The 22,984-nt window shown below is 63.0% G+C and carries 24 protein-coding genes; 12 read left to right on the top strand and 12 right to left on the bottom strand.

The window, feature by feature from the left end; all coding sequences use genetic code 11:
• The first annotated feature begins 76 nt into the window (after positions 1–76).
• The 10 genes from HWX53_RS19815 (at position 77) to HWX53_RS19770 (ending at position 8,513) form a co-directional block, all read left to right on the top strand.
• On the top strand, positions 77–775 hold the full coding sequence (locus tag HWX53_RS19815) for an NADH-quinone oxidoreductase subunit J (protein WP_175944098.1): 699 nt from the start codon (positions 77–79) through the stop codon (positions 773–775).
• Between the two features lie 20 nt (positions 776–795).
• Entirely contained in the window at positions 796–1,101 is a 306-nt protein-coding gene (nuoK, locus tag HWX53_RS19810; protein WP_007588140.1) for an NADH-quinone oxidoreductase subunit NuoK, read from the top strand.
• Between the two features lie 17 nt (positions 1,102–1,118).
• Positions 1,119–3,224 (top strand): NADH-quinone oxidoreductase subunit L, encoded by a 2,106-nt coding sequence (gene nuoL / locus HWX53_RS19805; RefSeq protein WP_175944096.1) that lies wholly within the window; start codon positions 1,119–1,121, stop codon positions 3,222–3,224.
• Between the two features lie 13 nt (positions 3,225–3,237).
• On the top strand, positions 3,238–4,728 hold the full coding sequence (locus HWX53_RS19800) for an NADH-quinone oxidoreductase subunit M (RefSeq protein WP_175944094.1): 1,491 nt from the start codon (positions 3,238–3,240) through the stop codon (positions 4,726–4,728).
• Positions 4,729–4,753: 25 nt separating this feature from the next.
• A complete protein-coding gene (nuoN, locus tag HWX53_RS19795) occupies positions 4,754–6,226 on the top strand; it encodes an NADH-quinone oxidoreductase subunit NuoN (RefSeq protein ID WP_175944092.1) in 1,473 nt (490 codons plus the stop codon).
• Positions 6,226–6,546: a DUF2818 family protein gene (locus HWX53_RS19790; RefSeq protein WP_175944090.1), complete on the top strand. Its 321-nt coding sequence runs from the start codon at positions 6,226–6,228 to the stop codon at positions 6,544–6,546. Before nuoN ends, HWX53_RS19790 begins: the two co-directional genes overlap by 1 nt.
• Positions 6,547–6,595: 49 nt before the next feature.
• Positions 6,596–7,192 carry an NUDIX hydrolase gene (locus tag HWX53_RS19785; protein WP_175944088.1) on the top strand — a complete coding sequence of 199 codons (597 nt, stop codon included), beginning with the start codon at positions 6,596–6,598 and terminating at the stop codon, positions 7,190–7,192.
• Between the two features lie 197 nt (positions 7,193–7,389).
• Positions 7,390–7,839, top strand: coding sequence for a DUF1178 family protein (locus HWX53_RS19780; RefSeq protein WP_175944086.1), 450 nt, complete (start codon positions 7,390–7,392; stop codon positions 7,837–7,839).
• A gap of 50 nt (positions 7,840–7,889) precedes the next feature.
• On the top strand, positions 7,890–8,036 hold the full coding sequence (locus HWX53_RS19775) for a hypothetical protein (RefSeq protein WP_175944084.1): 147 nt from the start codon (positions 7,890–7,892) through the stop codon (positions 8,034–8,036).
• Between the two features lie 21 nt (positions 8,037–8,057).
• Positions 8,058–8,513, top strand: a complete 456-nt coding sequence (locus tag HWX53_RS19770; protein WP_175944082.1) for a MaoC family dehydratase — start codon at positions 8,058–8,060, stop codon at positions 8,511–8,513.
• Here the strand turns inward: HWX53_RS19770 and HWX53_RS19765 are convergent.
• From HWX53_RS19765 to HWX53_RS19730, 8 genes are all read right to left on the bottom strand, one after another.
• The gene (locus tag HWX53_RS19765; RefSeq protein ID WP_175944080.1) at positions 8,510–9,199 is read right to left on the bottom strand and encodes a glutathione binding-like protein; all 690 of its coding nucleotides are present in this window, start codon (positions 9,197–9,199) and stop codon (positions 8,510–8,512) included. The two genes, HWX53_RS19770 and HWX53_RS19765, sit on opposite strands and share 4 nt — an antisense overlap.
• 116 nt (positions 9,200–9,315) lie before the next feature.
• Positions 9,316–10,542: an acyl-CoA dehydrogenase family protein gene (locus HWX53_RS19760; protein WP_175944078.1), complete on the bottom strand. Its 1,227-nt coding sequence runs from the start codon at positions 10,540–10,542 to the stop codon at positions 9,316–9,318.
• 22 nt (positions 10,543–10,564) lie between these two features.
• Positions 10,565–11,662, bottom strand: coding sequence for a phosphotransferase (locus HWX53_RS19755; protein ID WP_175944076.1), 1,098 nt, complete (start codon positions 11,660–11,662; stop codon positions 10,565–10,567).
• 34 nt (positions 11,663–11,696) lie between these two features.
• Positions 11,697–12,416, bottom strand: a complete 720-nt coding sequence (locus HWX53_RS19750) for a histidine phosphatase family protein (protein ID WP_175944074.1) — start codon at positions 12,414–12,416, stop codon at positions 11,697–11,699.
• A 4-nt stretch (positions 12,417–12,420) separates the two neighbouring features.
• A complete protein-coding gene (locus HWX53_RS19745) occupies positions 12,421–13,209 on the bottom strand; it encodes an enoyl-CoA hydratase (protein WP_175944073.1) in 789 nt (262 codons plus the stop codon).
• A complete protein-coding gene (locus tag HWX53_RS19740; RefSeq protein ID WP_175944071.1) occupies positions 13,206–14,747 on the bottom strand; it encodes a 3-hydroxyacyl-CoA dehydrogenase in 1,542 nt (513 codons plus the stop codon). Before HWX53_RS19740 ends, HWX53_RS19745 begins: the two co-directional genes overlap by 4 nt.
• A gap of 62 nt (positions 14,748–14,809) precedes the next feature.
• Positions 14,810–15,991 (bottom strand): pyridoxal phosphate-dependent aminotransferase, encoded by a 1,182-nt coding sequence (locus tag HWX53_RS19735; protein WP_175944069.1) that lies wholly within the window; start codon positions 15,989–15,991, stop codon positions 14,810–14,812.
• Between the two features lie 42 nt (positions 15,992–16,033).
• Positions 16,034–16,519 carry a putative toxin-antitoxin system toxin component, PIN family gene (locus HWX53_RS19730; protein ID WP_175944067.1) on the bottom strand — a complete coding sequence of 162 codons (486 nt, stop codon included), beginning with the start codon at positions 16,517–16,519 and terminating at the stop codon, positions 16,034–16,036.
• A gap of 55 nt (positions 16,520–16,574) precedes the next feature.
• Here HWX53_RS19730 and yaaA point away from each other — a divergent pair, with 55 nt between their 5' ends.
• Together yaaA and HWX53_RS19720 are read left to right on the top strand one after the other, a co-directional pair.
• Positions 16,575–17,354: a peroxide stress protein YaaA gene (gene yaaA, locus HWX53_RS19725; RefSeq protein WP_175944065.1), complete on the top strand. Its 780-nt coding sequence runs from the start codon at positions 16,575–16,577 to the stop codon at positions 17,352–17,354.
• A gap of 24 nt (positions 17,355–17,378) precedes the next feature.
• Entirely contained in the window at positions 17,379–18,539 is a 1,161-nt protein-coding gene (locus tag HWX53_RS19720) for a carboxypeptidase family protein (RefSeq protein WP_175944063.1), read from the top strand.
• Positions 18,540–18,626: 87 nt separating this feature from the next.
• Here the strand turns inward: HWX53_RS19720 and HWX53_RS19715 are convergent, their stop codons facing one another.
• From HWX53_RS19715 to HWX53_RS19700, 4 genes are all read right to left on the bottom strand, one after another.
• Positions 18,627–19,229 (bottom strand): hypothetical protein, encoded by a 603-nt coding sequence (locus HWX53_RS19715; protein WP_175944062.1) that lies wholly within the window; start codon positions 19,227–19,229, stop codon positions 18,627–18,629.
• Between the two features lie 146 nt (positions 19,230–19,375).
• Positions 19,376–20,050, bottom strand: coding sequence for a hypothetical protein (locus HWX53_RS19710; protein ID WP_175944060.1), 675 nt, complete (start codon positions 20,048–20,050; stop codon positions 19,376–19,378).
• A gap of 67 nt (positions 20,051–20,117) precedes the next feature.
• Positions 20,118–20,927: a response regulator transcription factor gene (locus HWX53_RS19705; RefSeq protein WP_175944057.1), complete on the bottom strand. Its 810-nt coding sequence runs from the start codon at positions 20,925–20,927 to the stop codon at positions 20,118–20,120.
• A 186-nt stretch (positions 20,928–21,113) separates the two neighbouring features.
• On the bottom strand, positions 21,114–22,325 hold the full coding sequence (locus HWX53_RS19700; RefSeq protein WP_175944055.1) for a DUF2863 family protein: 1,212 nt from the start codon (positions 22,323–22,325) through the stop codon (positions 21,114–21,116).
• Between the last annotated feature and the right edge of the window lie 659 nt (positions 22,326–22,984).

The raw sequence follows: 22,984 nt of genomic DNA, 5'->3' as shown, positions 1-22,984 counted from the left end.
TTTTGCTGTTGTTGGCGCGTTGCGCCGCGCGCTGACACACCCTGCCTGATGATGGCCTAACGATGAACCGGTAATCATGGAATTCACAACCGTACTGTTCTATATCTTCGCGCTGCTGCTGACCGTGTCCGCGCTGAAGGTGATCACCTCGCGCAATCCGGTGTCATCCGCGCTCTTTCTCGTGCTCGCGTTCTTCAACGCGGCCGCGATCTGGATGCTGCTGCAAGCCGAATTCCTCGCGATCCTGCTGGTTCTCGTGTACGTCGGCGCGGTAATGGTGCTCTTCCTCTTCGTCGTGATGATGCTCGACATCAACATCGACGTGCTGCGGCGCGACTTCAGGCGTTTCGTGCCGCTCGCGACCATCGTCGGCGCGATCATCGTCATCGAAACGGCGCTGATTCTGTGGCACGGCTACGGCGCGACGGTCACGCCGCTGCGTGATGCGGGCACGGCTGCCGCGGGCGCCGGCGTGAGCGGCGCGGCGCTGATGCCGAATACGCAGCTCATCGGCAAGGTCATTTACACGGACTACATCTTCGCGTTCGAAATCGCGGGTCTGGTGCTGCTGGTGGCGATCATCGCGGCCATCTCGCTGACCGTGCGCGACAAGAAGGACAAGAAGACGCAAACCGTCAGCAAGCAAGTGAAGGTTCGCCGTCAGGACCGCGTGCGCCTCGTGAAGATGCCCGCCGAAACGCAGGCGCCGGATGCAACGGTGGAACCTGCCGTGACCGGGAACATCGGCGCGGGCGTGGTGGATAACAAGGGCTGAGCGCGAAGGAGAGAACAAACATGTTGAGTCTTGCCCATTACCTCGTGCTCGGCGCGATCCTTTTCGCGATCAGCATCGTCGGCATCTTCCTGAACCGCCGCAACGTCATCATCATCCTGATGGCCATCGAACTGATGCTGCTTGCGGTGAACACCAATTTCGTCGCGTTCTCGCATTATCTGGGCGACGTGCACGGCCAGATTTTCGTGTTCTTCGTCCTGACCGTGGCCGCTGCGGAAGCCGCGATCGGTCTCGCGATTCTCGTGACCCTGTTCCGTAGCCTCGACACGATCAACGTCGAGGACCTCGATCAGCTCAAAGGTTAATTTCAGGCTAGGCTGTTATGTCCACGACACTCAATGAAAACCTCCTGCTCGCGGTCCCGCTGGCTCCGCTCGCGGGCTCGCTGATCGCGGGGCTGCTCGGGAAGACGGTGGGGCGCAAGGGCTCGCACCGCGTCACCATTCTCGGCGTCTTCATCTCGTTCATCCTGTCCGCGTTCGTGTTCTACGACGTGATGATGGGCGCGAGCTTCAACGGCACCGTCTACGAATGGATGACGATGGGGTCGCTGAAGATGGAAGTCGGCTTCCTCGTCGATTCGCTGACGGCGATGATGATGGTCATCGTGACCTTCGTCTCGCTGATGGTGCACATCTACACCATCGGCTACATGGCGGAAGAAGACGGCTATCAGCGCTTCTTCTCGTACATTTCGCTCTTCACGTTCTCGATGCTGATGCTCGTGATGAGCAACAACTTCCTGCAGCTGTTCTTCGGCTGGGAAGCGGTGGGTCTCGTCTCGTATCTGCTGATCGGCTTCTACTTCACCCGTGAAAGCGCGATCTACGCGAACATGAAGGCGTTCATCGTCAACCGCGTCGGTGACTTCGGCTTCCTGCTCGGCATCGGCCTGCTGCTGGCGTTCGCGGGTTCGCTGAACTACGGCGACGTCTTCGCGCAAGGCGAAAAGCTCGCGGCCATGTCGTTCCCGGGCACGAGCTGGGGCCTGCTGACCGTGGCGTGCATCTGCCTCTTCATCGGCGCGATGGGTAAGTCCGCGCAGTTCCCGCTGCACGTGTGGCTGCCGGACTCGATGGAAGGCCCGACGCCGATCTCCGCGCTGATCCACGCGGCAACGATGGTGACGGCCGGTATCTTCATGGTGACGCGCATGTCGCCGCTCTTCGAGCATTCGGATGCCGCGCTGTCGTTCGTGACGGTGATCGGCGCGATCACGGCGTTGTTCATGGGCTTCCTCGGCGTCGTGCAGAACGACATCAAGCGCGTGGTCGCGTATTCGACGCTCTCGCAGCTCGGCTACATGACGGTCGCGCTCGGCGTCTCGGCGTACCCGGTCGCGGTGTTCCACTTGGGCACGCACGCGTTCTTCAAGGCGCTGCTGTTCCTCGGCGCCGGTTCGGTCATCATCGGCATGCACCATGACCAGGACATGCGCAACATGGGCGGTCTGGCCAAGTACATGCCGATTACGTGGATCACGTCGCTGATCGGTTCGCTCGCGCTGATCGGCACGCCGTTCTTCTCGGGCTTCTATTCGAAGGATTCGATCATCGATGCGGTGAAGCTCTCGCATCTGCCGGGTTCGGGTTTCGCGTATTTCGCGGTGGTGGCGAGCGTCTTCGTCACGGCGCTGTATTCGTTCCGCATGTACTTCCTCGTGTTCCACGGCAAGGAACGGTTCCGCGGTCCGAAGCATCCGGACTCGCCGATGGGCGCGGAAGAGGCGACGCATGGCCAGGGCCACGGTAGCGATAATCATGGTCACGCACACGGCCACGGCCACGGCCACGATGACCACGGCCACGGCCACGGCCACGGCCACGCACACGAACCGCACGAAAGCCCGTGGGTCGTCACGCTGCCGCTCGTTCTGCTGGCGATTCCGTCGGTCATCATCGGCGCGATCATGATCGGCCCGATGCTCTTCGGCGACTTCTTCTCGCACGGCGTCGTGTTCGACAAGGTCATTTACATCGCCGAGAACCACGAAGGCATGCGCGAAATGGCCGAAGAGTTCCACGGCTGGTTCCCGATGGGCCTGCATTCGGTCGCGGGCCTGCCGGTGTGGCTGGCGCTCGCGGGCGTGATCGTCGCGTGGTTCCTGTACATGAAGCGCCCGGATCTGCCGCCGGTCATCCGCCGCCGCTTCGGCCCTATCTACACGCTGCTCGACAACAAGTACTACTTCGACAAGATCAACGAAGTGGTCTTCGCCCGGGGCGCGGTCGCCATCGGCCGCGGGCTGTGGAAAGAGGGCGATGTCGTCGTCATCGACGGCGTCGTCAACGGCAGTGCGCGGTTCGTCGCCTGGTTCGCCGGTGTGATCCGCTTCCTTCAATCCGGTTACATCTATCACTACGCGTTCGCCATGATTATCGGCATGTTGGGGCTCTTGACCCTGTTTGTAACGCTCGGCGGCAAATAAGGCGAGGGACCCTATGCACTCTTTTCCGATTCTCAGTGTCGCGATCTGGCTGCCGATCATCTTCGGCGTCCTGGTCCTGGCTGTAGGTTCTGACCGTAACCCGGCGCCCGCGCGCTGGGTCGCGCTGATCGGCTCGGTTCTCGGTTTGATCGTGACCCTTCCGCTGATCACCGGCTTCGATACGTCGAGCGCCGCGCTGCAATTCGTCGAACAGGCGAACTGGATCGAGCGGTTCAACATCACGTATCACCTGGGTGTCGACGGCATCTCGATGTGGTTCGTCGTGCTGACCGCGCTCATCACCGTGATCGTCGTGATCGCCGGGTGGGAAGTCATCACGGAGCGCGTCTCGCAGTACATGGCCGCGTTCCTGATCCTCTCGGGCATCATGATCGGCGTGTTCTCCACGGCCGACGGCCTGCTGTTCTACGTGTTCTTCGAAGCCACGCTCATTCCGATGTACATCATCATCGGCGTGTGGGGCGGCCCGAATCGCGTGTATGCGGCGTTCAAGTTCTTCCTGTACACGCTCGCCGGCTCGCTCCTGATGCTGGTCGCGTTGCTGTACCTGTACACGCAGACGCACACGTTCGACCTCGCCACGTGGCAAGCCGCTAAGATCGGCATGACGCCGCAGGTGTTGCTCTTTATCGCGTTCTTCCTGGCGTTCGCCGTGAAGGTGCCGATGTGGCCGGTTCACACCTGGCTGCCGGACGCGCACGTCGAAGCACCGACCGGCGGTTCCGTCGTGCTGGCGGCTATCATGCTGAAGCTCGGCGCATACGGGTTCCTGCGCTTCTCGCTGCCGATCGCGCCGGACGCGAGCCACTTCCTCGCGCCGGTCGTCATCACGCTGTCGCTCATCGCGGTCATCTATATCGGTCTCGTCGCAATGGTGCAGGCCGACATGAAGAAGCTCGTCGCGTATTCGTCGATCGCGCACATGGGCTTCGTCACGCTCGGCTTCTTCATCTTTAGCCAGCTCGGCGTGGAAGGCGCGATCATCCAGATGATCTCGCACGGCTTCGTCTCGGGCGCGATGTTCCTGTCCATCGGCGTGCTGTACGACCGCGTGCATTCGCGTCAGATCGCGGATTACGGCGGCGTCGTGAACACCATGCCGAAGTTCGCCGCGTTCTCGATGCTGTTCGCGATGGCCAACTGCGGTCTGCCGGGCACCTCGGGTTTCGTCGGCGAGTTCATGGTGATTCTGGCTGCCGTGAAGTTCAACTTCTGGATCGGCTTCCTCGCCACGTTCACGCTGATTCTCGGCGCGGCCTACACGCTGTGGATGTACAAGCGCGTGTATTTTGGCGCCGTTGCGAACGACCACGTCGCGAAGCTCGCGGACATCAACAAGCGTGAAATGTTCATGCTGCTCGTGCTCGCGCTGTTCACGCTCTATATGGGCCTGCATCCGAAGCCCTTCACCGACGTGATGCACGAGTCGGTGGCAAACCTGCTCTCCCACGTCGCGCAGTCCAAGCTGCCGCTGGCTCAGTAACGCCGTGCGGAGGAACTAAAAGATCATGCAAAACGCCCCTATGAGTGTCCTGTTGCCCGACGGCATCCTGATGGCCGCCGTCGTCGTGGCCTGGTTGAACGACACGATGTTCGGTCCGTCGAGCCGCCGTACGACGTACGCGATCGCGCTGGTCTCGACCATCGTCGTCGGCGTGTGGTTCGCGTTCTCGGCGCTCGATCCGACGCCGCATTACTTCTTCGCGCGCATGTATATCGTCGATCCGTTCGCGAGCGCGATGAAAGCGGTCGTGACGCTCGGTTATGCGGTGTCGATCATCTACTCGCGCAAGTATCTGGAAGACCGCGATCTGTTCCGCGGCGACTTCTTCCTGCTAGGCCTGTTCTCGCTGCTCGGCCAGTGCGTGATGATTTCGGGCAACAACTTCCTCACGCTGTACCTCGGTCTCGAACTGATGTCGCTGTCGCTGTACGCGGTCATCGCGCTGCGCAAGGACGTGCCGCAGTCGAACGAATCGGCGATGAAGTACTACGTGCTCGGCGCGCTCGCGTCCGGCTTCCTGCTCTACGGCATCTCGATGCTGTACGGCGCGACCGGCTCGCTGGAACTGAACGAAGTGCTGAAGGCCGTGGCGTCGGGTCGCATCAATGACGCGGTGCTGCTCTTCGGCGTGATCTTCATCGTGGCGGGCGTGGCGTTCAAGATGGGCGCGGTGCCGTTCCACATGTGGGTGCCCGACGTCTATCAAGGCGCGCCGACGGCCATGACGCTGCTGACCGGCGGCGGCCCGAAGGTCGCGGCGTTCGCGTGGGGCCTGCGCTTCCTGGTGATGGGCCTGCTGCCGTTCGCGGTCGACTGGCAGGAGATGCTGGTGATTCTCGCGGCGCTGTCGCTGATCGTCGGCAACGTCACGGGTATCGTGCAGAAGAACATCAAGCGGATGCTGGCGTACTCGGCCATCTCGAACATGGGCTTCGTGCTGCTCGGCCTTCTGGCCGGCGTGGTCGACGGCAAGGTGACGGGCGCTGCGGGCGCGTACAGCTCGGCGATGTTCTACAGCATCATCTATCTGGTGACGACGCTCGGCACCTTCGGCATCGTGATGCTGCTCGCGCGCCGCGACTTCGAAGCCGAACAGATCGACGACTTCAAGGGCCTCAACCAGCGCAGCCCGGTCTTCGCGTTCGTCATGATGATCATGATGTTCTCGCTTGCCGGCATTCCGCCGACGGTCGGCTTCTATGCGAAGCTCGCCGTGCTCGAAGCGACGATGAACGCCGGTCTGACGTGGCTCGCCGTGCTGGCCGTGCTGACGTCGCTCGTGGGCGCGTTCTACTACCTGCGTATCGTCAAGCTGATGTACTTCGACGCGCCGCAAGACGCATCGCCGATCGTCGCGGATGGCCTCAATCGTTCGCTGCTGGCGTTCAACGGTTTGGCCGTGCTCGTGCTGGGTCTGGTTCCGGGCCCGCTGATGACGGCGTGCCTGCAAGCAATCACGCATACGCTGCCGCTGTAATGTCGGCTGCGGGCTGGTTTATCGTGTTGTTGGCGCTCGTCGGCGCCAACGTGCCGTTCCTGAACCAGCGCCTTTTCGCTGTCGTGCCGGTGCCGCTGCCGGCGCCGACGCGCCATCAGGCGGCGAAGAAGAGCGCGTGGATCAGGATCGGCGAGTTGATCGTTCTCTACTTCGTGGTTGGCGCGCTCGGCTTCATGCTCGAAGCGCGCGCCGGCAACCGTTTCGATCAGGGATGGCAGTTCTACGCCATCACCTTCAGTCTGTTCGTGGTGCTCGCGTTTCCGGGCTTCACCTATCAATATCTCGTCAAACGCCGCTGATGGCTTCGCGCCCTCGGCGGCTGTTTGCTTAACCGGCACAGGGTGCAAGATGGCAGACCAGTTCACCGTTTCCGACAATGACGACGGCCTCATCGAGAAGAAGGTCGAAAGCGTCACGCTGCATGAAGGCAAGTTCCTCACGCTCAAGCGCGATACGGTGGCGTTGCCCGACGGCAAGCACGCCACGCGCGAGTTCGTGGAGCATCCGGGCGCGGTGATGATCCTGCCGGTTTTCGACGATGGCCGCGTGCTGCTCGAACGTCAGTTCCGCTATCCGGTCGGGCGCGTGCTGCTCGAATTCCCGGCAGGCAAGCTCGATCCGAACGAGGACGAGTTGACGTGCGCCAAGCGCGAATTGCAGGAGGAAACCGGCTACACCGCGCGCGAATGGATCTTTCTGACGCGAATTCATCCGGTCATTTCGTATTCGACGGAATTTATCGACCTGTATCTGGCGCGCGGTCTCACGGCTGGCGACGCGAAGCTCGACGAAGGCGAGTTCCTCGAAACGTTCATTGCGGACGAAGCGCAGTTGATGGCGTGGGTCAAGGACGGCACGATCAGCGACGTCAAGACCATCATCGGCGCGTTCTGGCTGGAGAAGATCCGCTCGGGCGAATGGCAGGCGGGCAGGGCGGCTGTTTAAGACGCGGGCTGGCTCTGTCATCACGGAAAGCGGCCGCGTTGGCCGCTTTTGTCGTTCTGACGCTCGCGCTCGGCGGCGAAAGCGCCGAACAGCTAGAATCTGAAGTCGCTCGCTCCTGTACGTCGCGGCATGACGAACCAGCGCACGACCGTTCGCAAAACGCGATTCTGAGATAAACTCACCGAAGTCCCATCAGCATGAAGGTCCTCGATTTAAAGTGCTCGCACGAACATCGCTTTGAAGGCTGGTTTGCTTCGACCGAAGAATTCGAGTCGCAACTGGGCCGCAAGCTGGTCGCGTGTCCCGTTTGCTCGACGACGGATGTCAGTCGCATGCCGTCCGCGCCGCGCCTGAATTTGTCTTCGGCGCGTGGGGAGGCGTCGGCGCAGGCGCAAGCGCCGAAGGCATCGCCGGATGCGGCCGCCATGCAGGCGCGCGCGCTCCAGTTCATGCGAGAGCTGATCGAGAAGACCGAGAACGTGGGCGAACGTTTCGCCGAAGAGGCGCGGCGCATCCACTACAACGAAGCGCCGGCGCGCAATATTCGCGGCGTCACGACGCCCGAAGACGCGCACGCTTTGCTGGAAGAAGGCATCGAAGTAATGCCGCTGCCCGTGCCGGCCGCGTTGAAGGAGCCGCTGCAGTAAAGACTGACGCGGCGTCTTCCCGGCTTTGGCCCGACAAGGAGACATCGCGTATGAGTCGTCATTCCTTCGTTGCGTATCACGGCTGCCGTCTTGCAGCCGTCTCGTCTCGCATCGTCACCAAATTCCTCCGTATCGATCGCACGGGTCCCGCTTCTTCGAGCGCGATCCGGCGCTTCCTGCCGCCTTCGATTGTCTGACGCTAAAAAGAGGACCTACCCATGACCTACAGCTTCGAGGATTTTGAAGTCGGCGCGGCGGTGACGCTGAGCGCGCATACCTTCAGCCGCGAGGAGATCATCGAGTTCGCCAGCCGCTACGATCCGCAGCCGTTTCATCTGTCGGAGGAAGCGGGCAGGGCGTCGCATTTCGGCGGACTCGTCGCGAGCGGATGGAACACGTGCTCCGCGATGATGGGCATTCTCGTGCGCGACATGCTCGCCGATTCGACGTCGATGGGCTCGCCCGGTCTCGACAACATTCGCTGGCTCAAGCCCGTGCGCGTCGGCGATTCGGTGCGGCTCACCGTGCGCGTGCTGGATAAGCGCGTGTCGAAGAGCAAGCCCGATCGCGGCATCGTCTCGACACGCTGGGAAGCGCACAATCAGGACGGCGAACTGGTGCTGACGGTGGATTCCGCTGCGCTCTTCGGCCTGCGGACGCCTGCCGCGATCTAGCGCTTCGCGTACTGCGTCGCGCCGAACAGCACTTCCTTCTCCTTGTCGGTGAACGGCTTGCGTTCGCGAGCCAGCACCTGCACGCCGCGCTCCACGGCCGGGCGCGCCGCGATCGCATCGAACCAGCGCCGCACGTTCGGGAATTCATCCAGCGCGATGCCCTGGTTCTCCCACGAACGCGTCCACGGGAAGGTCGCGATGTCCGCAATCGTGTACTCGTTTCCGGCGAGGTATTGCGTGACCCCGAGTTGCTTGTCCATCACGCCATACAGCCGGCGCGCTTCGTTCGTGTAGCGGTTGATCGCGTAGTCGATCTTCTCGGGCGCGTAATTGCGGAAGTGATGCGTCTGCCCGAGCATCGGTCCAACGCCGCCCATCTGGAACATGAGCCATTGAATCGTCGTGTAGCGGCCGATCGCATCCGCGGGCAGCAGTTTGCCGGTCTTCTCTGCGAGATATACGAGGATCGCGCCCGATTCGAATAACGCGAACGGTTTGCCTTCCGGGCCGTCGTTGTCGATGATCGCGGGAATCTTGTTGTTCGGGCTGATCGCGAGAAAGTCGGGTTTGAACTGGTCGCCCGCGCCGATATCGACGGGATGGACCCGGTATTCGAGGCCGGTTTCCTCCAGCATGATGTGAATCTTGTGCCCGTTGGGCGTCGGCCAGCTATACACGTCGATCATGTGCGCTCCTCAGTCGTGCAGGTGACGCATTCACGCGCGGCTCGCGGAATGGCAGCGAAAATTAGAGCATGTTTGCGCGCGCGGTGCAGAATCCGCCCGGGACTCCCAGCGGTGAATCAGTCGCGCGGTTCCAGGTATTTCGCCAGTTCCAGTTTCGCGATGGCATTGCGATGCACTTCGTCCGGCCCGTCCGCGAGCCTCAACGTGCGCGCCGATGCATACGCGTAGGCGAGCGGGAAGTCGTCGCAGATGCCCGCCGCGCCGTGCGCCTGAATCGCCCAGTCGATCACCTGACACGCCACGTTCGGCGCGACCACCTTGATCATCGCGATCTCGCCGCGCGCGCCCTTGTTGCCGACGGTATCCATCATGTACGCGGCCTTTAGCGTGAGCAGCCGCGCCTGCTCGATCATGATGCGCGCCTCGGCGATGCGTTCCTGCGTCACGCCATGTTGCGCGACGGGCTTGCCGAACGCGACGCGCGAAAGCGTGCGCTTCGCCATGAGTTCCAATGCGCGCTCCGCGAGTCCGATCAGCCGCATGCAATGATGGATGCGTCCCGGACCGAGCCGCCCCTGCGCGATTTCGAACCCGCGACCTTCGCCGAGCAAGATGTTGGCGGCCGGCACGCGAACCTTGTCGAGCGTGATGTCCATGTGGCCGTGCGGCGCGTCGTCGTAGCCGAACACGTTCAGCGGGCGATGCACGGTGATGCCTTCGGCATCCGCCGGCACGAGAATCATCGACTGTTGCGCGTGCTTCGGCGCCTCGGGGTCTGTCTTGCCCATCACGATGAACACCTTGCAGCGCGGATCGCCCGCGCCGGACGACCACCACTTGTGGCCGTCGATGACGTAGCTGTCGCCGTCGCGCGTGATGCTGCAGCGGATATTCGTCGCATCCGATGACGCGACTTCCGGCTCGGTCATCAAAAACGCCGAGCGGATCTCGCCGCGCAAGAGCGGTTCTAGCCATTGGGCTTTTTGCGCATCCGTGCCGTAGCGTTCGATCGTTTCCATATTGCCCGTGTCGGGCGCGCTGCAATTGAAGACTTCGGGCGCCCACGGCACGCGGCCCATGATCTCGCAAAGCGGCGCGTATTCGAGATTCGTCAGACCGGCGCCGCGTTCCGACGCCGGCAGGAACAAGTTCCACAGCCCTTCGCCGCGCGCTTTGTCCTTCAACGCTTCGATGAGGCGCGTCGGAACCCACGCGTTGCCGGCCGCGCGATTGGCGGCGATCTCGTCGCGAAATGCGTTCTCGTTCGGATAGATATGCGCGTCGAAGAAAGCGAGCAATCTCGCGCGCAACGCCTCCACTTTCGGCGTGTAGTCGAAGTTCATCGGCTCGTCTCCTGATCCGTTGTCATGCGCCGACTTTCTGCGCGTATTGCCACGCGAGTTCGGCCATCGGCCGGGCGCAGCGGCCCGCGTCGATGGCCTGCGTGCTCGCCGCCGTGCCATCCACGACGCGCTTCATGATGCCTTGCAGGATCGCGGCGATGCGGAACATGTTGTAGGCGAGATAGAAGTTCCAGTCGCCTTCAATGTTCAAGCCCGTCCGTTCGCAATAACGCGCGACGTACGCCGCTTCGTCGGGAATGCCGAGCGCGGTCCAGTCCAGCCCTGCGATGCCGCGGAACTGCGACGGATCGACATGCCACGCCATGCAGTGATACGCGAAATCGGCGAGCGGATCGCCGAGCGTCGAGAGTTCCCAGTCGAGCACGGCGAGCACGCGCGGCTCGGTCGGATGAAAGATGAGGTTATCGAGCCGGAAGTCGCCATGCACGACGCTCACCTTCGCCGCGGCCGACGCCGGGACATGCTGCGGCAGCCAGTCGATCAGGCGATCCATCGCGTCGATTTTTTCGGTCTGCGACGCGACGTACTGCTTGCTCCAGCGCCCGATCTGCCGCTCGAAGTAGTTGCCCGGCTTGCCGTAGCCGGTGAGACCGGCGGCTTCGACATCGACCGTGTGCAGCGCTGCGATGACGCGGTTGGTTTCGTCGTAGATCGCGGCGCGTTCGGCGGGCGTCATGCCGGGCAGCGACGGGTCCCACAACACGCGGCCTTCGACGAACTCCATCACGTAGAACGCGCGGCCGATCACGCTTTCGTCCTCGCACAAGGCGAGCATGCGCGCGACCGGCACGTCGGTGGCGGCGAGCGCATCCATCACGCGATACTCGCGCTCGATTGCATGCGCCGACGGCAGCAGCTTCGCGGCGGGGCCGGGCTTTGCGCGCATCACGTACGCGCGCGACGGCGTGACGAGCTTGAACGTAGGGTTGGACTGGCCGCCCGCGAACTGCTCGACGGCGAGCGGTCCGGCGAAGCCATCGACGTGTGCGGCGAGCCATGCCGCGAGCGCATCGGCGTCGAAGCGTTGGGCTTCGTGCACGGGGCGCGTGCCTTCGAATGCTGAAAAGTCGGAGTGCTGATTTGTCTCGTTATCTGCCATCGTCTCCTCCGTTTTTGTATGCGCGATGCTTAGTTCATTCGCTCGCCTTGAACTTCACGAACTGCGCGTAGAGCAGTTCCATCGTGGTGTTTCGCACGTCCGCGTGCAGCGGCGAGGGCGGCGAATGATTGATGGCGTGCACGACCCAGTCGCCGGGTTTCTCGCCGACATCGAGCGCGTTGATGCAGCCCGTCGCCTGCGACAGATGCCCGAAGAACGCCCGCCCGCCCGCCGTGATCGCATGCGAGAGCAGCGCGCGATTGACGCCGCCGTGCAGCACCAGCAGCACCGTGTCCCACGACGTGTCCGCGCGCAGCCGCGTCATGGCGGGCAATGCGCGGTCGAGCAACTGGCCTATGGTCTCGCCGCCCAGGAACTGCGTCTCTTCGGGCACGACGCCATCGAACACGGAAAGAAACGCGCGCTCGATGTCGCTCGTGGAAAGGTTAGCGAGCCGTCCGCCGCGGATCTCCTGCCACTCCGGCCAGATTTCGATCTGCGCCGCCTGTCCCGTCTCCGCGAGCACGCGCTCGGCCGTTTCGATCGTGCGCGGCAGGCCGCTCGCGATCACCCGATCGAAGCGGACGTTCTGCGCGGCGAACTCGCGGCCCGCCGCGCTCGCTTCCTCGCGGCCACGCGCGTTGAGCGGCACGCTTTCAGGGTCGATGGCGCGGCCGGTATCGTCGAAATAGGTCACGTCGCCGTGACGCATCAGGAAGATGCGCCGCCGCTTCGGCAGGTCGTAGTGAGCCATGATTTCAGCGATAGTTCGGCTGGCGCTTTTCGAGGAACGCGGTGATGCCTTCTAGCGCGTCGCCGCGATGAAGCGCATCCACGAAAGCGTCGCGCTCCATATCGAGATGCGCGGCGAGCGGCTGCACGTCGGCCGCATTCATCAGCGACTTGATGCGCGCGAGCGCCTTAGGCGACACGCTGCCGAGATCGTCGGCCCACGCGATAGCGGCATCCAGCGCGATGCCTTTCTTCGTCAGCCGGTTGACGACGCCGACTTCGTGCAGACGCGACGCGCCGATCGGCTTCGCTTCGAGCAGCACCTCGCTCGCGAGCGTGCGCGGCAACGCGCGCGTCAGGAACCACGCAGCGCCGCCGTCCGGCGTGAGGCCCACGCGCGCATAGGACATGACGAACTTCGCGTCGTCGGCGGCGACGATCAGATCGCACGCGAGCGCAAGCGAAAAGCCCGCGCCGGCCGCCGCGCCTTCGACCGCCGCGATGACCGGCTTCGTCGAAGCCCGCAGCGCGCTGATCCATTCGGCGAGCAAGTCGATGCTCTCTGCTTGCACCGACGGATCTTTCGCGCGGTTTTCCAGCAGCCGGTTCAGGTTGCCACCCGCGCAGAAAAAGTTGTCGGCACCGGTGAGCACGATCGCGCGCACGGAGTTGTCGCGCTCGGCCGTCGACAAGGCTTCGATCCCGGCCGCGTACATGTCCGGATGCAGCGCGTTGCGCGCGCCCGGATTGGACAGCTTGAGCACGAGCGTGGTGTCGCTGCCTGCGGGCCGGTGTGTCAGCAGTTCGGCGCTCATCGGAGCTCCTCGGTATGGGTGAGGGAAAGTCCGAGCTGCGCGCGGCGCGTGAGCCACGGAGAAGGGCGATAGCGCGGATCGCCGAGCGCGCTCTGGATGTTGCGCAGAATCGTGAGAATGGTCGTGGCGCCGAGCGAATCGCCGAGCGCGAGCGGCCCGCGCGGATAGCCCAGCCCGAGCGTCACCGCGAGGTCGATGTCCTCCGGCGTCGCGATGCCTTGCTGCGCGATGTCGCAGCCGATGTTCACGATGGTCGCGATCACGCGCTGCGCGACGAAGCCCGTCGAATCGCGGATGACGGTGACGGGCGCGCCGTCGGCGGCAAAGAGCGCGTGCGCCGCGTCGCGCATGGCGGGCGTGGTCGCGGGCGTCGTCATGATGGTGCGGCGCGCGACGGTATCGAGCGGAAAGAGCGTATCCACGGCGACGACGCGCGTGGCGTCGAGATGTTCGGCGACGGCGGTCGTGGTCGCGTCGAAGCCGAGCGGCGTGACGACGATGAGCGAATCGGGCGCGGGCGTGTTGCCCGTGTCGATGTGCACGGCGGCGTCGTGCTTCGCGATGACTTTCAGCACCTGCTCGCGCGCAGCGGGCGACGCGCGGCTGATCCATACACGCGCCGGCAGTTGCGTCGGCGCGGGCGGCTCGTCCGGCACGTGCTGCTTGCCTTCCACGTAGCGATAAAACCCTTCGCCCGCCTTGCGCCCGATGAGCCCGCCAGCGAGCCGCGTGCCGGTGATCGGCGACGGCGTGAAGCGCGGCTCCTCGTAGAACTGGTGATAGATCGACTCCATCACCGGATGCGAGACGTCGAGCGCGGTCAGATCCAGCAGCTCGAACGGCCCGAGCCGAAAGCCCGCCTGCTCGCGCATGATGCGGTCGATATCCGCGAAACTCGCGACGCCTTCGCTCGCCACGCGCAAGCCTTCGGTGTTCATGCCGCGCCCGGCGTGATTCACGATGAAGCCCGGCATGTCTTTCGCGCGCACCGGCGTGTGACCCATGCGGCGGGCGAGCTCCATCAGCGCGTCGCCGGCTTTTCTGTCGCCGCGCAAGCCGTCGATGACTTCGACCACGCGCATCAGCGGCACCGGGTTGAAGAAGTGAAAGCCCGCGACGCGTTCCGGTTTCGCGCAGCCCGCCGCGATCGCGGTAATGGACAGCGACGACGTGTTCGACGCCAGAATGCACGCGTCGCCGACGACCGCTTCGAGTTCGCGAAAGAGTCCGCGCTTGATCTCGAGGTTCTCGACGATCGCCTCGACGACCGCGCCGCAGTCGGAGAGCGCGCCGATGTCTTTCGCGTCATGGACGCGGGCGAGCGCGGCGTGCGCGTCCGCTTCCTTCAGCTTGCCCTTGGCGGTGAGCTTGTCGAAGGTGTCGGACAGATACGCGCGGGCGGCGGCGAGCGCTTGCGGATTCGCATCGTAGAGACGCACGGTCAGTCCGGCGAGCGCCGCGATCTGCGCGATGCCGCGGCCCATCGCGCCACTGCCGACGATGCCCAAGGTTTCGATCTTGTATTCCTGCGGACTCATGATGCGGTTCGACTCCTCGATGTTCTCTGTGTTGTCTATCGTGTCCGGCAGCAAGACGACGCTCAGAGCTTGCGCAGTCGGTCCAGCGCGAGCGCGAGCGTCTCTTCCTTCTTCGCGAAGCAGAAGCGCACGACGCCCGACTCGTGAGACTCGTGATAGAACGCCGATACGGGAATCGCCGCGACGCCGATTTCGCTCGTCAGCCATTGAGAGAACTCGGCTTCGGGCATGTCGCTGATCGCCGAATAATCGACACACTGGAAGTAGGTTCCGTCGCAAGGCAGAAGCGAGAAGCGCGTATCGGCGAGCCCAGCGCGGAAGAAGTCGCGCTTCTTCTGATAGAACGCGGGCAGTTCCAGATACGGCTTCGGGTCTTCCAGATAGTGCGCGAGGCCGACCTGCATCGGCGTGTTCACCGTGAACACATTGAACTGATGGACCTTGCGGAACTCGGCCGTCAGCGCGACGGGCGCGGCCACATAGCCGATCTTCCAGCCGGTCACGTGAAACGTCTTGCCGAAGCTGGACACGACGAAACTGCGCTTCGCCAGTTCCGGATAGCGCGACACGCTCTCGTGCGGCGCGCCGTCGTAGACCATGTGTTCATAGACTTCGTCGGAGACGATCAGCACGTTCGTTCCGCGCACGATGTCTTCGAGCTTGCGCATGTCCGTATCGCGCCACACGCGGCCCGTCGGATTGTGCGGCGTGTTGATCATCAGAAGGCGCGTCTTCGGCGTGATCGCGGCGGCGATCTTGTCGAAAGGCAGCGCGTAGTCGGGCGCTTCGAGCGACACGAACACCGGCGTGCCGCCCGCGAGCTCGATGGCCGGCACGTAGCTGTCGTACATCGGCTCGATCACGACGACTTCATCGCCAGGATGCACGCAGCACAGCACGGCCGTGAGCAGCGCCTGCGTCGCGCCTGCCGTGACGGTGATCTCGCGGTCGGCGTCGTAGGCGCGGCCGTAGAGCGCCTCGATCTTGCGCGCGATCGCCTGCCGCAACGGCGCGGCGCCCGACATCGGCGGATACTGGTTGTGGCCGTCGCGCATGGCGGACGCGACGGCATCGACGATGCGCGCGTCGCAGTCGAAATCGGGGAAGCCTTGACCCAGATTCACCGCGCCTTTTTGCGCGGCGAGCGCGCTCATCACGGTGAAAATGGTCGTGCCGACATTCGGCAGACGCGACGGGAAGGACAGATCGGGTGCAGCCGGATTCAGTTCGTGCGTAGCGTTCATAGCGTAGTAGGACGTGGGCTGAGCGGTATTCACATGCGATGATCAGGCAAGGGCGGCCATGCCGGCGTGCGCTTCGAGCGCGGCGACGAACGGCTTCGGCTCGGCGATGCGAAACGCAAAGTCGCGCGCGACGCGGCGCGCGAGCTTCAGCACCGCGCGATCTTTCGAGACGAGCCAGTCCGCCTGCGATGCCTGCGCGAGTTCGAGGAACTTCTGGTCGTCGCGGTCACGGCACTTCGGCAGAGGAGGCGCGTTTGGCGTTGCTTCGGGGGCAACCAGTTGCGACAGACTCGCGAGCTCCCCGAGCGCCGCCGACTTGTCGATGCCCATGCGCACGAACTGCGGATAGTCGAGCACGTATGTCAGTTCGGCAAGGCACCGGGCGTCGATCAGCGCATCGAGCGCGCGGGCTTCGAGCGCGGCGCGGATCGGCCGCGTGACCGGATCGTCGAACACGAGAATGTCGATCCACACGTTCGAATCGAGCACGACCCGCAGATTGTGAGGCGGCGCGGCGGAATTTTCCATTCGATACAATCGGGGGTTTATGCCTATGTCGCCGGCGGGGTGCCGGCGAGCCTCCATGATAATCGTTCTCTCGCCCGCAAAATCCCTCGACTACGAGACGCCCGCTCACATCAAGAAGCACACGCTGCCCGAATTCGTCGATGACGCCGCCGAGTTGATCGAAGGCTTGCGGCAGCTTTCGCCGCAGCAGATCGGCGGCATGATGGGCATCTCGGATCAACTCGCGGCGCTGAACTTCCAGCGTTATGCCGAATGGTCGAAGACCTTCGACGCGCGCAATTCGAAGCAGGCCGTGCTCGCCTTCAACGGCGATGTGTATGAAGGCTTCGCGGCGAAGACGCTGACTTCCGCCGATCTCGACTACGCGCAGAATCATGTGCGCGTGTTGTCAGGCTTGTATGGGCTGCTGCGGCCGCTCGACCTGTTGCAGCCGTATCGGCTGGAAATGGGCACTAAGTTTCCGAATGCGCGCGGCAAGGATCTGTATGCGTTCTGGGGCGAGCGCATCACGGCGGCGCTTAACGAGCAGTTCAGGCGGCAGCGCGGCGCGCGCGTGCTGGTCAATTGCGCGTCGGAAGAATATTTCAAGTCGGTGAAGCCCAAACAGCTCGACGTGCCCGTCGTCTCGCCAGTCTTCGAGGACTGGAAGGGCGGCCGCTACAAGATCATCAGCTTTCACGCGAAGCGCGCGCGAGGCCTGATGGCGCGCTACGCGGTGCAAAACAGAATCGACGAGCCCGAGGCGCTGAAGGGCTTCGACAGCGAAGGCTACCGGTTCGACGCCAATGCATCGAACGATACGACTTATGTGTTTCGCCGCCGCGTCGCGGAGTGAGACAGGCGCATCGAGGACATCATCATGAGCATTTCGATTACCAGCAATTTCGACGCAGGCGCGATCGACGTCGTCGACGCGAGCTATCCCGCGAACATTCGCCTGCGCGTGCGTCCGGACACGAAGGCCGACTTCGCGCAGTGGTTCTACTTTCGCGTCTCGGGCGCGCGCGGCGAGCGCCTCGTGATGACGTTCGAGAACGCGGCGCAGTGCGCCTTCCCCGATGGATGGCGCGACTATCGGGCGGTCGCGAGCTACGATCGCGTGAACTGGTTCCGCGTGCCGACGCAGTATGACGGCCGCGTGCTGACGATCGATCACACGCCGGACTTCGATCGCGTGTACTACGCGTACTTCGAGCCGTATAGCGAGGAGCGACATTCCGAGTTTCTCGGCGCCGTTCAGCAGATGCCGCATGGAACGTTGACGGAACTCGGCCGGACGGTCGCGAACCGGGCTGTGTCGCTGCTTACGCTTGGTCTGCACGACGAGGCGGCCGCGCGTCCCAGAAAGAACGTGTGGATCATCGCGCGCCAGCACCCCGGCGAGACGATGGCTGAATGGTTCGTCGAAGGACTCGTGAAGCGTCTTGCAGGCTGGGGCGATTGGTCGGGCGATCCCGTCGCGCGGGCGCTCTTCGATCGCGCGGTGTTTCATATCGTGCCGAACATGAACCCGGATGGCAGCGTGCTCGGCAATCTGCGCACGAATGCAGCGGGCGCGAACCTGAATCGCGAATGGATGGAGCCGAGCGCCGAGCGCAGCCCCGAAGTGCTGGTCGTGCGCGACGCGATTCGTGCGACGGGTTGCGACATGTTCTTCGATATCCACGGCGACGAAGCCATTCCGCACGTGTTCGTCGCCGGGTCCGAGATGCTGCCGGACTTCACCGAGCAGCAGGCGCAAGAGCAGAAGGCGTTCGTGCAGTTCTTCAAGCAGGCAAGTCCTGACTTCCAGGATGTGCACGGCTACGAGAGCGGCAAATATCGTGAAGATGCGCTCAAGCTCGCGTCCAAGTACATGAGCAACGAGTACAAGTGTCTGTCGCTCACGCTGGAAATGCCGTTCAAGGACAACGCTGATCTGCCGGACGAGCGCGTCGGCTGGAACGGTGAACGCAGTGCGGCGCTGGGCGCCGCGATGCTGCAGGCGATTCTCTGGCATTTGCAGGCGTTCGCGGCGTGACGGCGGGCGCTATCCGCAAACAATGAAAAGGGCGTGGCCGTCTTGCGATGGCCACGCCCTTTGTTCATGCCTCGCCGCTTAGGCCGGCTAGTGTTTCTTCGACGCCTTTTTTGCGCTTTTGCCGCTGCTCGTGCCGCTGTTCGTGCTCTTACCTGCCGCCGCCGCTTTCTTCGACGACGACTTCGTCTTCGCGCCATGCTTGCCTTTCTTGCCGGACGTGCTGCGCGGTTCGGCATGCGGACGCAGCGGCGGAACCGGGTCATTCCAGCCGAAGGCGAGCATCTGACTGCCGACATAGCCACAACGGAATTTGAGCGGCGTCGAATCTTTCTCGCCGCTTTTCGCGACGCCTTGTCCTTCGACGGTCACCACATTGTCGACCTTGATGCGCTGCTTCTTTTCGTCGAACGAGTCGTTCCACGGTTCGATGGTGGAATGCGATGAATCGAATGAAGCGGGCGGGAATTCGACATGATCGAAGGCCGCCGACGTGCTCGCGATGAAGTTGCCATGCGCGGCGCAATCCGCAACCAGCGGATTAGCGTTGAAATCGGTCACGAAGTGATGAACCAGTTCATTGCGCTCGTCGAGCGTATCGGCAAAGGCGGACGTCGCGCACAGAAGAGCGGCGCATACCGCGAACCGGCCGACGAGCCTCATCAGCCGGCGCGGTGCAAAGTTACTTTCCATCAATTTGGCGCTAAGAAGACACGGGCAAGTAAGATGCCTCGTGTGGGGAAGGAGTTCAATCTTATCGCACTTTGTGCGGGTATCGGACCGAGGAGCATGCGAGAGGGCGTGGTCTCGGTGCGCGCGGATGCTGTTTTAGATCGACGTCAAACCCGCGGACCACGGTCCAGGCGATAGCGGCGCACGTCGTACGTGGTTATCCACGCAGGCTTGTACACCGTGATCAAAATGGTGAGAAGTCCGGTGAACAGGGACTCACCGGCACCCAGCAATAGCGATCCGCGCGTGAATGCAGCGGGCACATTCACCGCACCGCCGGCAAGCGCTGCCTCGAGCAACACGGTCGAGCCACAAGCAGCCGCCACTGCCGCGGCCGACACGATGAACCCGTGACCTGCGATGAAGGTGAACAGGTTGCGCGGCAACCATGCGTTGGACAGACGCTGCAGCAGTGTGGATACCGCGACGGGCACGGCACCGAAGAGAAGATACGTGATTGCGACCGAGAGCCAGGAGGCATCGAGCACCACGGCTGCGAGCCCCGTGCTCGCGGCCGTGCCGATGAGGGCGAGCCGCCAGTCGAAGAGCGTGACCATCAGCGTGGCGCCCAGCAGGTGGATGACGGGCCCGTCATCGAACCAAGCGTTGCAGGCCCATAGCACCGTTACCGAGACGATCACGCCGAGCCAGACGTGCTGGAGCGTGGCGTCCTGCAGGCGATTGAACGGCCGCTGCACCAGGACGAGTGCAAGCAGCCCCGCGGCGACAATCCAACTGCCGACGGTCAGCCAAAGCGGTAGCGGTGTGTAAAAGAACCCCATGCCTGCATATTACTCGTTACGTTTGAAACGTGTGCGCAATCAACGAACCCGGATTCCGCGATTGTTGCTAGAACGACGCTTCGGGCTCTGCGGCCATGGGCAGCGAAGCGCCTTCCTGGTTCTCGAGCTGCGGATATTTCGCGCGCCGCCTGCGCAGCGGGACGACATTCGACTCGCCCGGCGTTGCGCGGACGGCTTGCTCGGCGCCGCTGCGCAGAATCTCCAGATACGAATTCTGCACACCGTTGTAAATGGCGACTGCCGCCGCTCGGTTCGGTGCCCCGAGCTGCTGGAAGATACTTGCAAGATGAATCTTGACGGTGCCTTCGCTGATGCCGAGCGTCTTCGCGATCATCTTGTTCGTGCTTCCCATATGCACGCAGCGCATGATCTGTTGCTGGCGCGGCGAAAGCGTCGGATGAACGCGCGCGCTATCCGGCATCGCGGCAAGGGCATGCTGACGGCGGATGGGCAGATCGCGGATGGGCGCGAGATCGATGACATCCGGCGGAACATAGTGCCCGCCGATGAGCACCATTTCGAGCGCGCGCAGAATGAGGATGGGTTCGAGCGTGCGAGGAATGACGCCCATTGCGCCTGCGCTCATGAGCATGTAGACCTGTGCGGCGCCGGAGCGGTCCACCATGACCGCGGCAGGAACGGCGGGCGCGTTGTCGAGCAGCGTTTCGAGCTCGCTCATGCGCATGCTCTCCGCCCAATCGATCACGATCATGCGGGCCTCGATGCGCTTCAGCGCGGATCCCGCCTGCCGCCAATCTCTGACTTCCGTGAACTGCGCTTGGCGTGCGACACGGCGCAGCAGTGTTTTGAGGCCCGCACGGCGCTCCGCGTCCGAACCCATGATGATTATTTTCATGCTCAACCTCTTGTCAATACATCCGACGCTCACTCGCGGCGGAACCGAACGCCAGCGAATGTCGGCGTTGGCGTGATATTGACAAACTTCTTGCGATCGCGCCCCCTATCCGAATGGCATAGGCGAAAAGCACAAAGCCCCGCGCGAGGGCGGGGCTTTGCCGAACTGCTGAAGCATTGACGGGTGTCAATGGAAGTGGGGCTGCGCGGGTTCGGCGTCCTCGGGCATCTCGGCGTGAACGATCTCGCCTAGCGGATCGGCGTAGAGCGGCACGCCGCAGTCATCGCAGAACTCCGGCTCGAAGCGCCCTGCATGTCGGCGGACGTCCGTGACGCCGGACTTTCTTAGCAACTCGACGATCTCTTCGACCGGACCGTCAGCGCCTTCCAGTTCGGCTTCGTCTTCGAGGCCCGCCTCGCCGTTCTCGCGCCCGTACAGCGGCCAAACGACGCCATAAATCACGTCGTTGCTACCGCGACGGGTGAAGCCGATGCGATATTCGTCGATGCGGCGCTCGCCGAAGCCCGCGATGACCGCGCGCAATTCCTGCGGGCCGGTGCCGAGCGTATCGAAGAGATAGCGAACAGCGGTGCGGACGGTGTGAGGGCGTACTTGCTCGTCGGCATCTCGACACGCCGAATAGTAGGCATCAGGCAACAAACATTCGAATTCGCAGCCGGGAAGAATACTCGCGAAGCTGGCGCCACCCTGCGCCGCCCATTGCTCGAGACATTGACTGCGCTCGATCCGCGCTCCGTTCTCGTCTTCCTGCCAGCGAAAGAAGGCTTCACCCGCCGGAACGACGGCGACGGCGAGCAGAAAGCGCGGATCGGCGAGGATCGGCGAGGTCTCCGGTAAGTCAGCCAGGTTCATGCGCGCGCTGACACCGCCGAGCGCAGTGTGCGTCAGCTGTTGCGCGAGGCGCGCCGTATCGACATGATGCCGCGGCAGCTGGTCGATGCTGTACAGATAGGGCGCAACGGCGAGGCGTGCGCCGCTAGCCAGCACGTGCGCCTGCAACTGCGTGCGGAGCGCGTCGACTGAATCGCTCTTCAATGTGCCTGATGGAATCGCATAGCGCGTCCACGCGAGCACCGGGGCCGCGATGAGGAGAGACTCGTGCGGCACGCCGTCGATATCGATTTTGAACGATTCGCTATGCGTTTCCGCCATGTCGGCCAACGCGCCGTAGGCGTCGGGATGATTCTGCTGAAGGTGATCCAGAGCAGCATCAAGGGTTGTTTGGTTGCCGTTGCGCACCAGTTTGGCGATGAGGGTGTCGAGGCGGGCTTCCCAGAAGCGATCTTCGACGCGGCTGCCCGAGGCGAAAAGCGCGAGAGAGAGGCTGACGAGTTTGTCCGCGTCTGGTGGGAGGCGTTTGGCGGTTCGCGTGCGCATATCAATACAAGTTCATTTGGGCGAAGAACCTTATATTGTAGTCGTTCGGCCGGCTGTTTTACGGGATGCGCGCGCCGGCTGATCGGTAGGCGCGCGGGAGCCACGTTGTTCTTTCGAGCGATCGAAAAAAGTTTCGCGACGCCCTTGCGATCCGCGTTGGCACTCACTACAATTCCGTTCCTTCGCGATTAAACGAACGCGAAGGAAGCGGGAACGGTGGTGTCGTGGTGGTGGGCTTGGAAGGCAATATGGTTCTGAGCGCGGTTGACGAGTGAAATGCTTCAAAAACTTGTTGACACTGACCGAAACGACGTACATAATCTCGTTTCTCTGCTGCTGATGCAGCGACGCAAGACGAAGCGGTTGAGCCCAGTGCTCGATGCGGCGAGGTGAAAAGTCTTGGCGGATTGCTCTTTAAAAACTAACAGCCGATAAGTGTGGGCGCTTGATGGCGAGTGCGGTTGCGGTGCTTAGGCGCTGCAGCATAAGCAAAAGTATCAAGAGTCTCACACGAAGTATCAGAGGAAGGTTTATCTGTCTTCGGACGGATTAATCATCGTCAGTACGTTGAGTGAGCGACCGGTTTCTTAGAAACCGAAAACAGTAACAGGCATTGAACTGAAGAGTTTGATCCTGGCTCAGATTGAACGCTGGCGGCA

The organism is Caballeronia sp. BCC1704, assembly GCF_902833455.1.
Lineage (GTDB): Bacteria > Pseudomonadota > Gammaproteobacteria > Burkholderiales > Burkholderiaceae > Caballeronia.
The sequence above is the reverse complement of the archived record's forward strand: the minus strand, read 5'-3'. Positions and strand labels throughout refer to the sequence as shown.

Excerpts from the sequence above, each read along its gene's own strand:
- HWX53_RS19745 (WP_175944073.1), bottom strand. The coding sequence starts at position 13,209 with ATGAGCGCCGAACTGCTGACACACCGGCCCGCAGGCAGCGACACCACG.
- HWX53_RS19760 (WP_175944078.1), bottom strand. The coding sequence starts at position 10,542 with ATGAACTTCGACTACACGCCGAAAGTGGAGGCGTTGCGCGCGAGATTG.
- HWX53_RS19715 (WP_175944062.1), bottom strand. The coding sequence starts at position 19,229 with ATGGAAAGTAACTTTGCACCGCGCCGGCTGATGAGGCTCGTCGGCCGG.
- HWX53_RS19755 (WP_175944076.1), bottom strand. The coding sequence starts at position 11,662 with ATGGCAGATAACGAGACAAATCAGCACTCCGACTTTTCAGCATTCGAA.
- HWX53_RS19770 (WP_175944082.1), top strand. The coding sequence starts at position 8,058 with ATGACCTACAGCTTCGAGGATTTTGAAGTCGGCGCGGCGGTGACGCTG.
- HWX53_RS19730 (WP_175944067.1), bottom strand. The coding sequence starts at position 16,519 with ATGGAAAATTCCGCCGCGCCGCCTCACAATCTGCGGGTCGTGCTCGAT.
- nuoL (WP_175944096.1), top strand. The coding sequence starts at position 1,119 with ATGTCCACGACACTCAATGAAAACCTCCTGCTCGCGGTCCCGCTGGCT.
- HWX53_RS19815 (WP_175944098.1), top strand. The coding sequence starts at position 77 with ATGGAATTCACAACCGTACTGTTCTATATCTTCGCGCTGCTGCTGACC.
- nuoK (WP_007588140.1), top strand. The coding sequence starts at position 796 with ATGTTGAGTCTTGCCCATTACCTCGTGCTCGGCGCGATCCTTTTCGCG.
- HWX53_RS19740 (WP_175944071.1), bottom strand. The coding sequence starts at position 14,747 with ATGAGTCCGCAGGAATACAAGATCGAAACCTTGGGCATCGTCGGCAGT.
- HWX53_RS19705 (WP_175944057.1), bottom strand. The coding sequence starts at position 20,927 with ATGAAAATAATCATCATGGGTTCGGACGCGGAGCGCCGTGCGGGCCTC.
- HWX53_RS19800 (WP_175944094.1), top strand. The coding sequence starts at position 3,238 with ATGCACTCTTTTCCGATTCTCAGTGTCGCGATCTGGCTGCCGATCATC.
- HWX53_RS19750 (WP_175944074.1), bottom strand. The coding sequence starts at position 12,416 with ATGGCTCACTACGACCTGCCGAAGCGGCGGCGCATCTTCCTGATGCGT.
- HWX53_RS19765 (WP_175944080.1), bottom strand. The coding sequence starts at position 9,199 with ATGATCGACGTGTATAGCTGGCCGACGCCCAACGGGCACAAGATTCAC.
- HWX53_RS19735 (WP_175944069.1), bottom strand. The coding sequence starts at position 15,991 with ATGAACGCTACGCACGAACTGAATCCGGCTGCACCCGATCTGTCCTTC.
- HWX53_RS19710 (WP_175944060.1), bottom strand. The coding sequence starts at position 20,050 with ATGGGGTTCTTTTACACACCGCTACCGCTTTGGCTGACCGTCGGCAGT.
- HWX53_RS19720 (WP_175944063.1), top strand. The coding sequence starts at position 17,379 with ATGAGCATTTCGATTACCAGCAATTTCGACGCAGGCGCGATCGACGTC.
- HWX53_RS19785 (WP_175944088.1), top strand. The coding sequence starts at position 6,596 with ATGGCAGACCAGTTCACCGTTTCCGACAATGACGACGGCCTCATCGAG.
- HWX53_RS19700 (WP_175944055.1), bottom strand. The coding sequence starts at position 22,325 with ATGCGCACGCGAACCGCCAAACGCCTCCCACCAGACGCGGACAAACTC.
- HWX53_RS19780 (WP_175944086.1), top strand. The coding sequence starts at position 7,390 with ATGAAGGTCCTCGATTTAAAGTGCTCGCACGAACATCGCTTTGAAGGC.
- yaaA (WP_175944065.1), top strand. The coding sequence starts at position 16,575 with ATGATAATCGTTCTCTCGCCCGCAAAATCCCTCGACTACGAGACGCCC.
- HWX53_RS19775 (WP_175944084.1), top strand. The coding sequence starts at position 7,890 with ATGAGTCGTCATTCCTTCGTTGCGTATCACGGCTGCCGTCTTGCAGCC.
- nuoN (WP_175944092.1), top strand. The coding sequence starts at position 4,754 with ATGCAAAACGCCCCTATGAGTGTCCTGTTGCCCGACGGCATCCTGATG.
- HWX53_RS19790 (WP_175944090.1), top strand. The coding sequence starts at position 6,226 with ATGTCGGCTGCGGGCTGGTTTATCGTGTTGTTGGCGCTCGTCGGCGCC.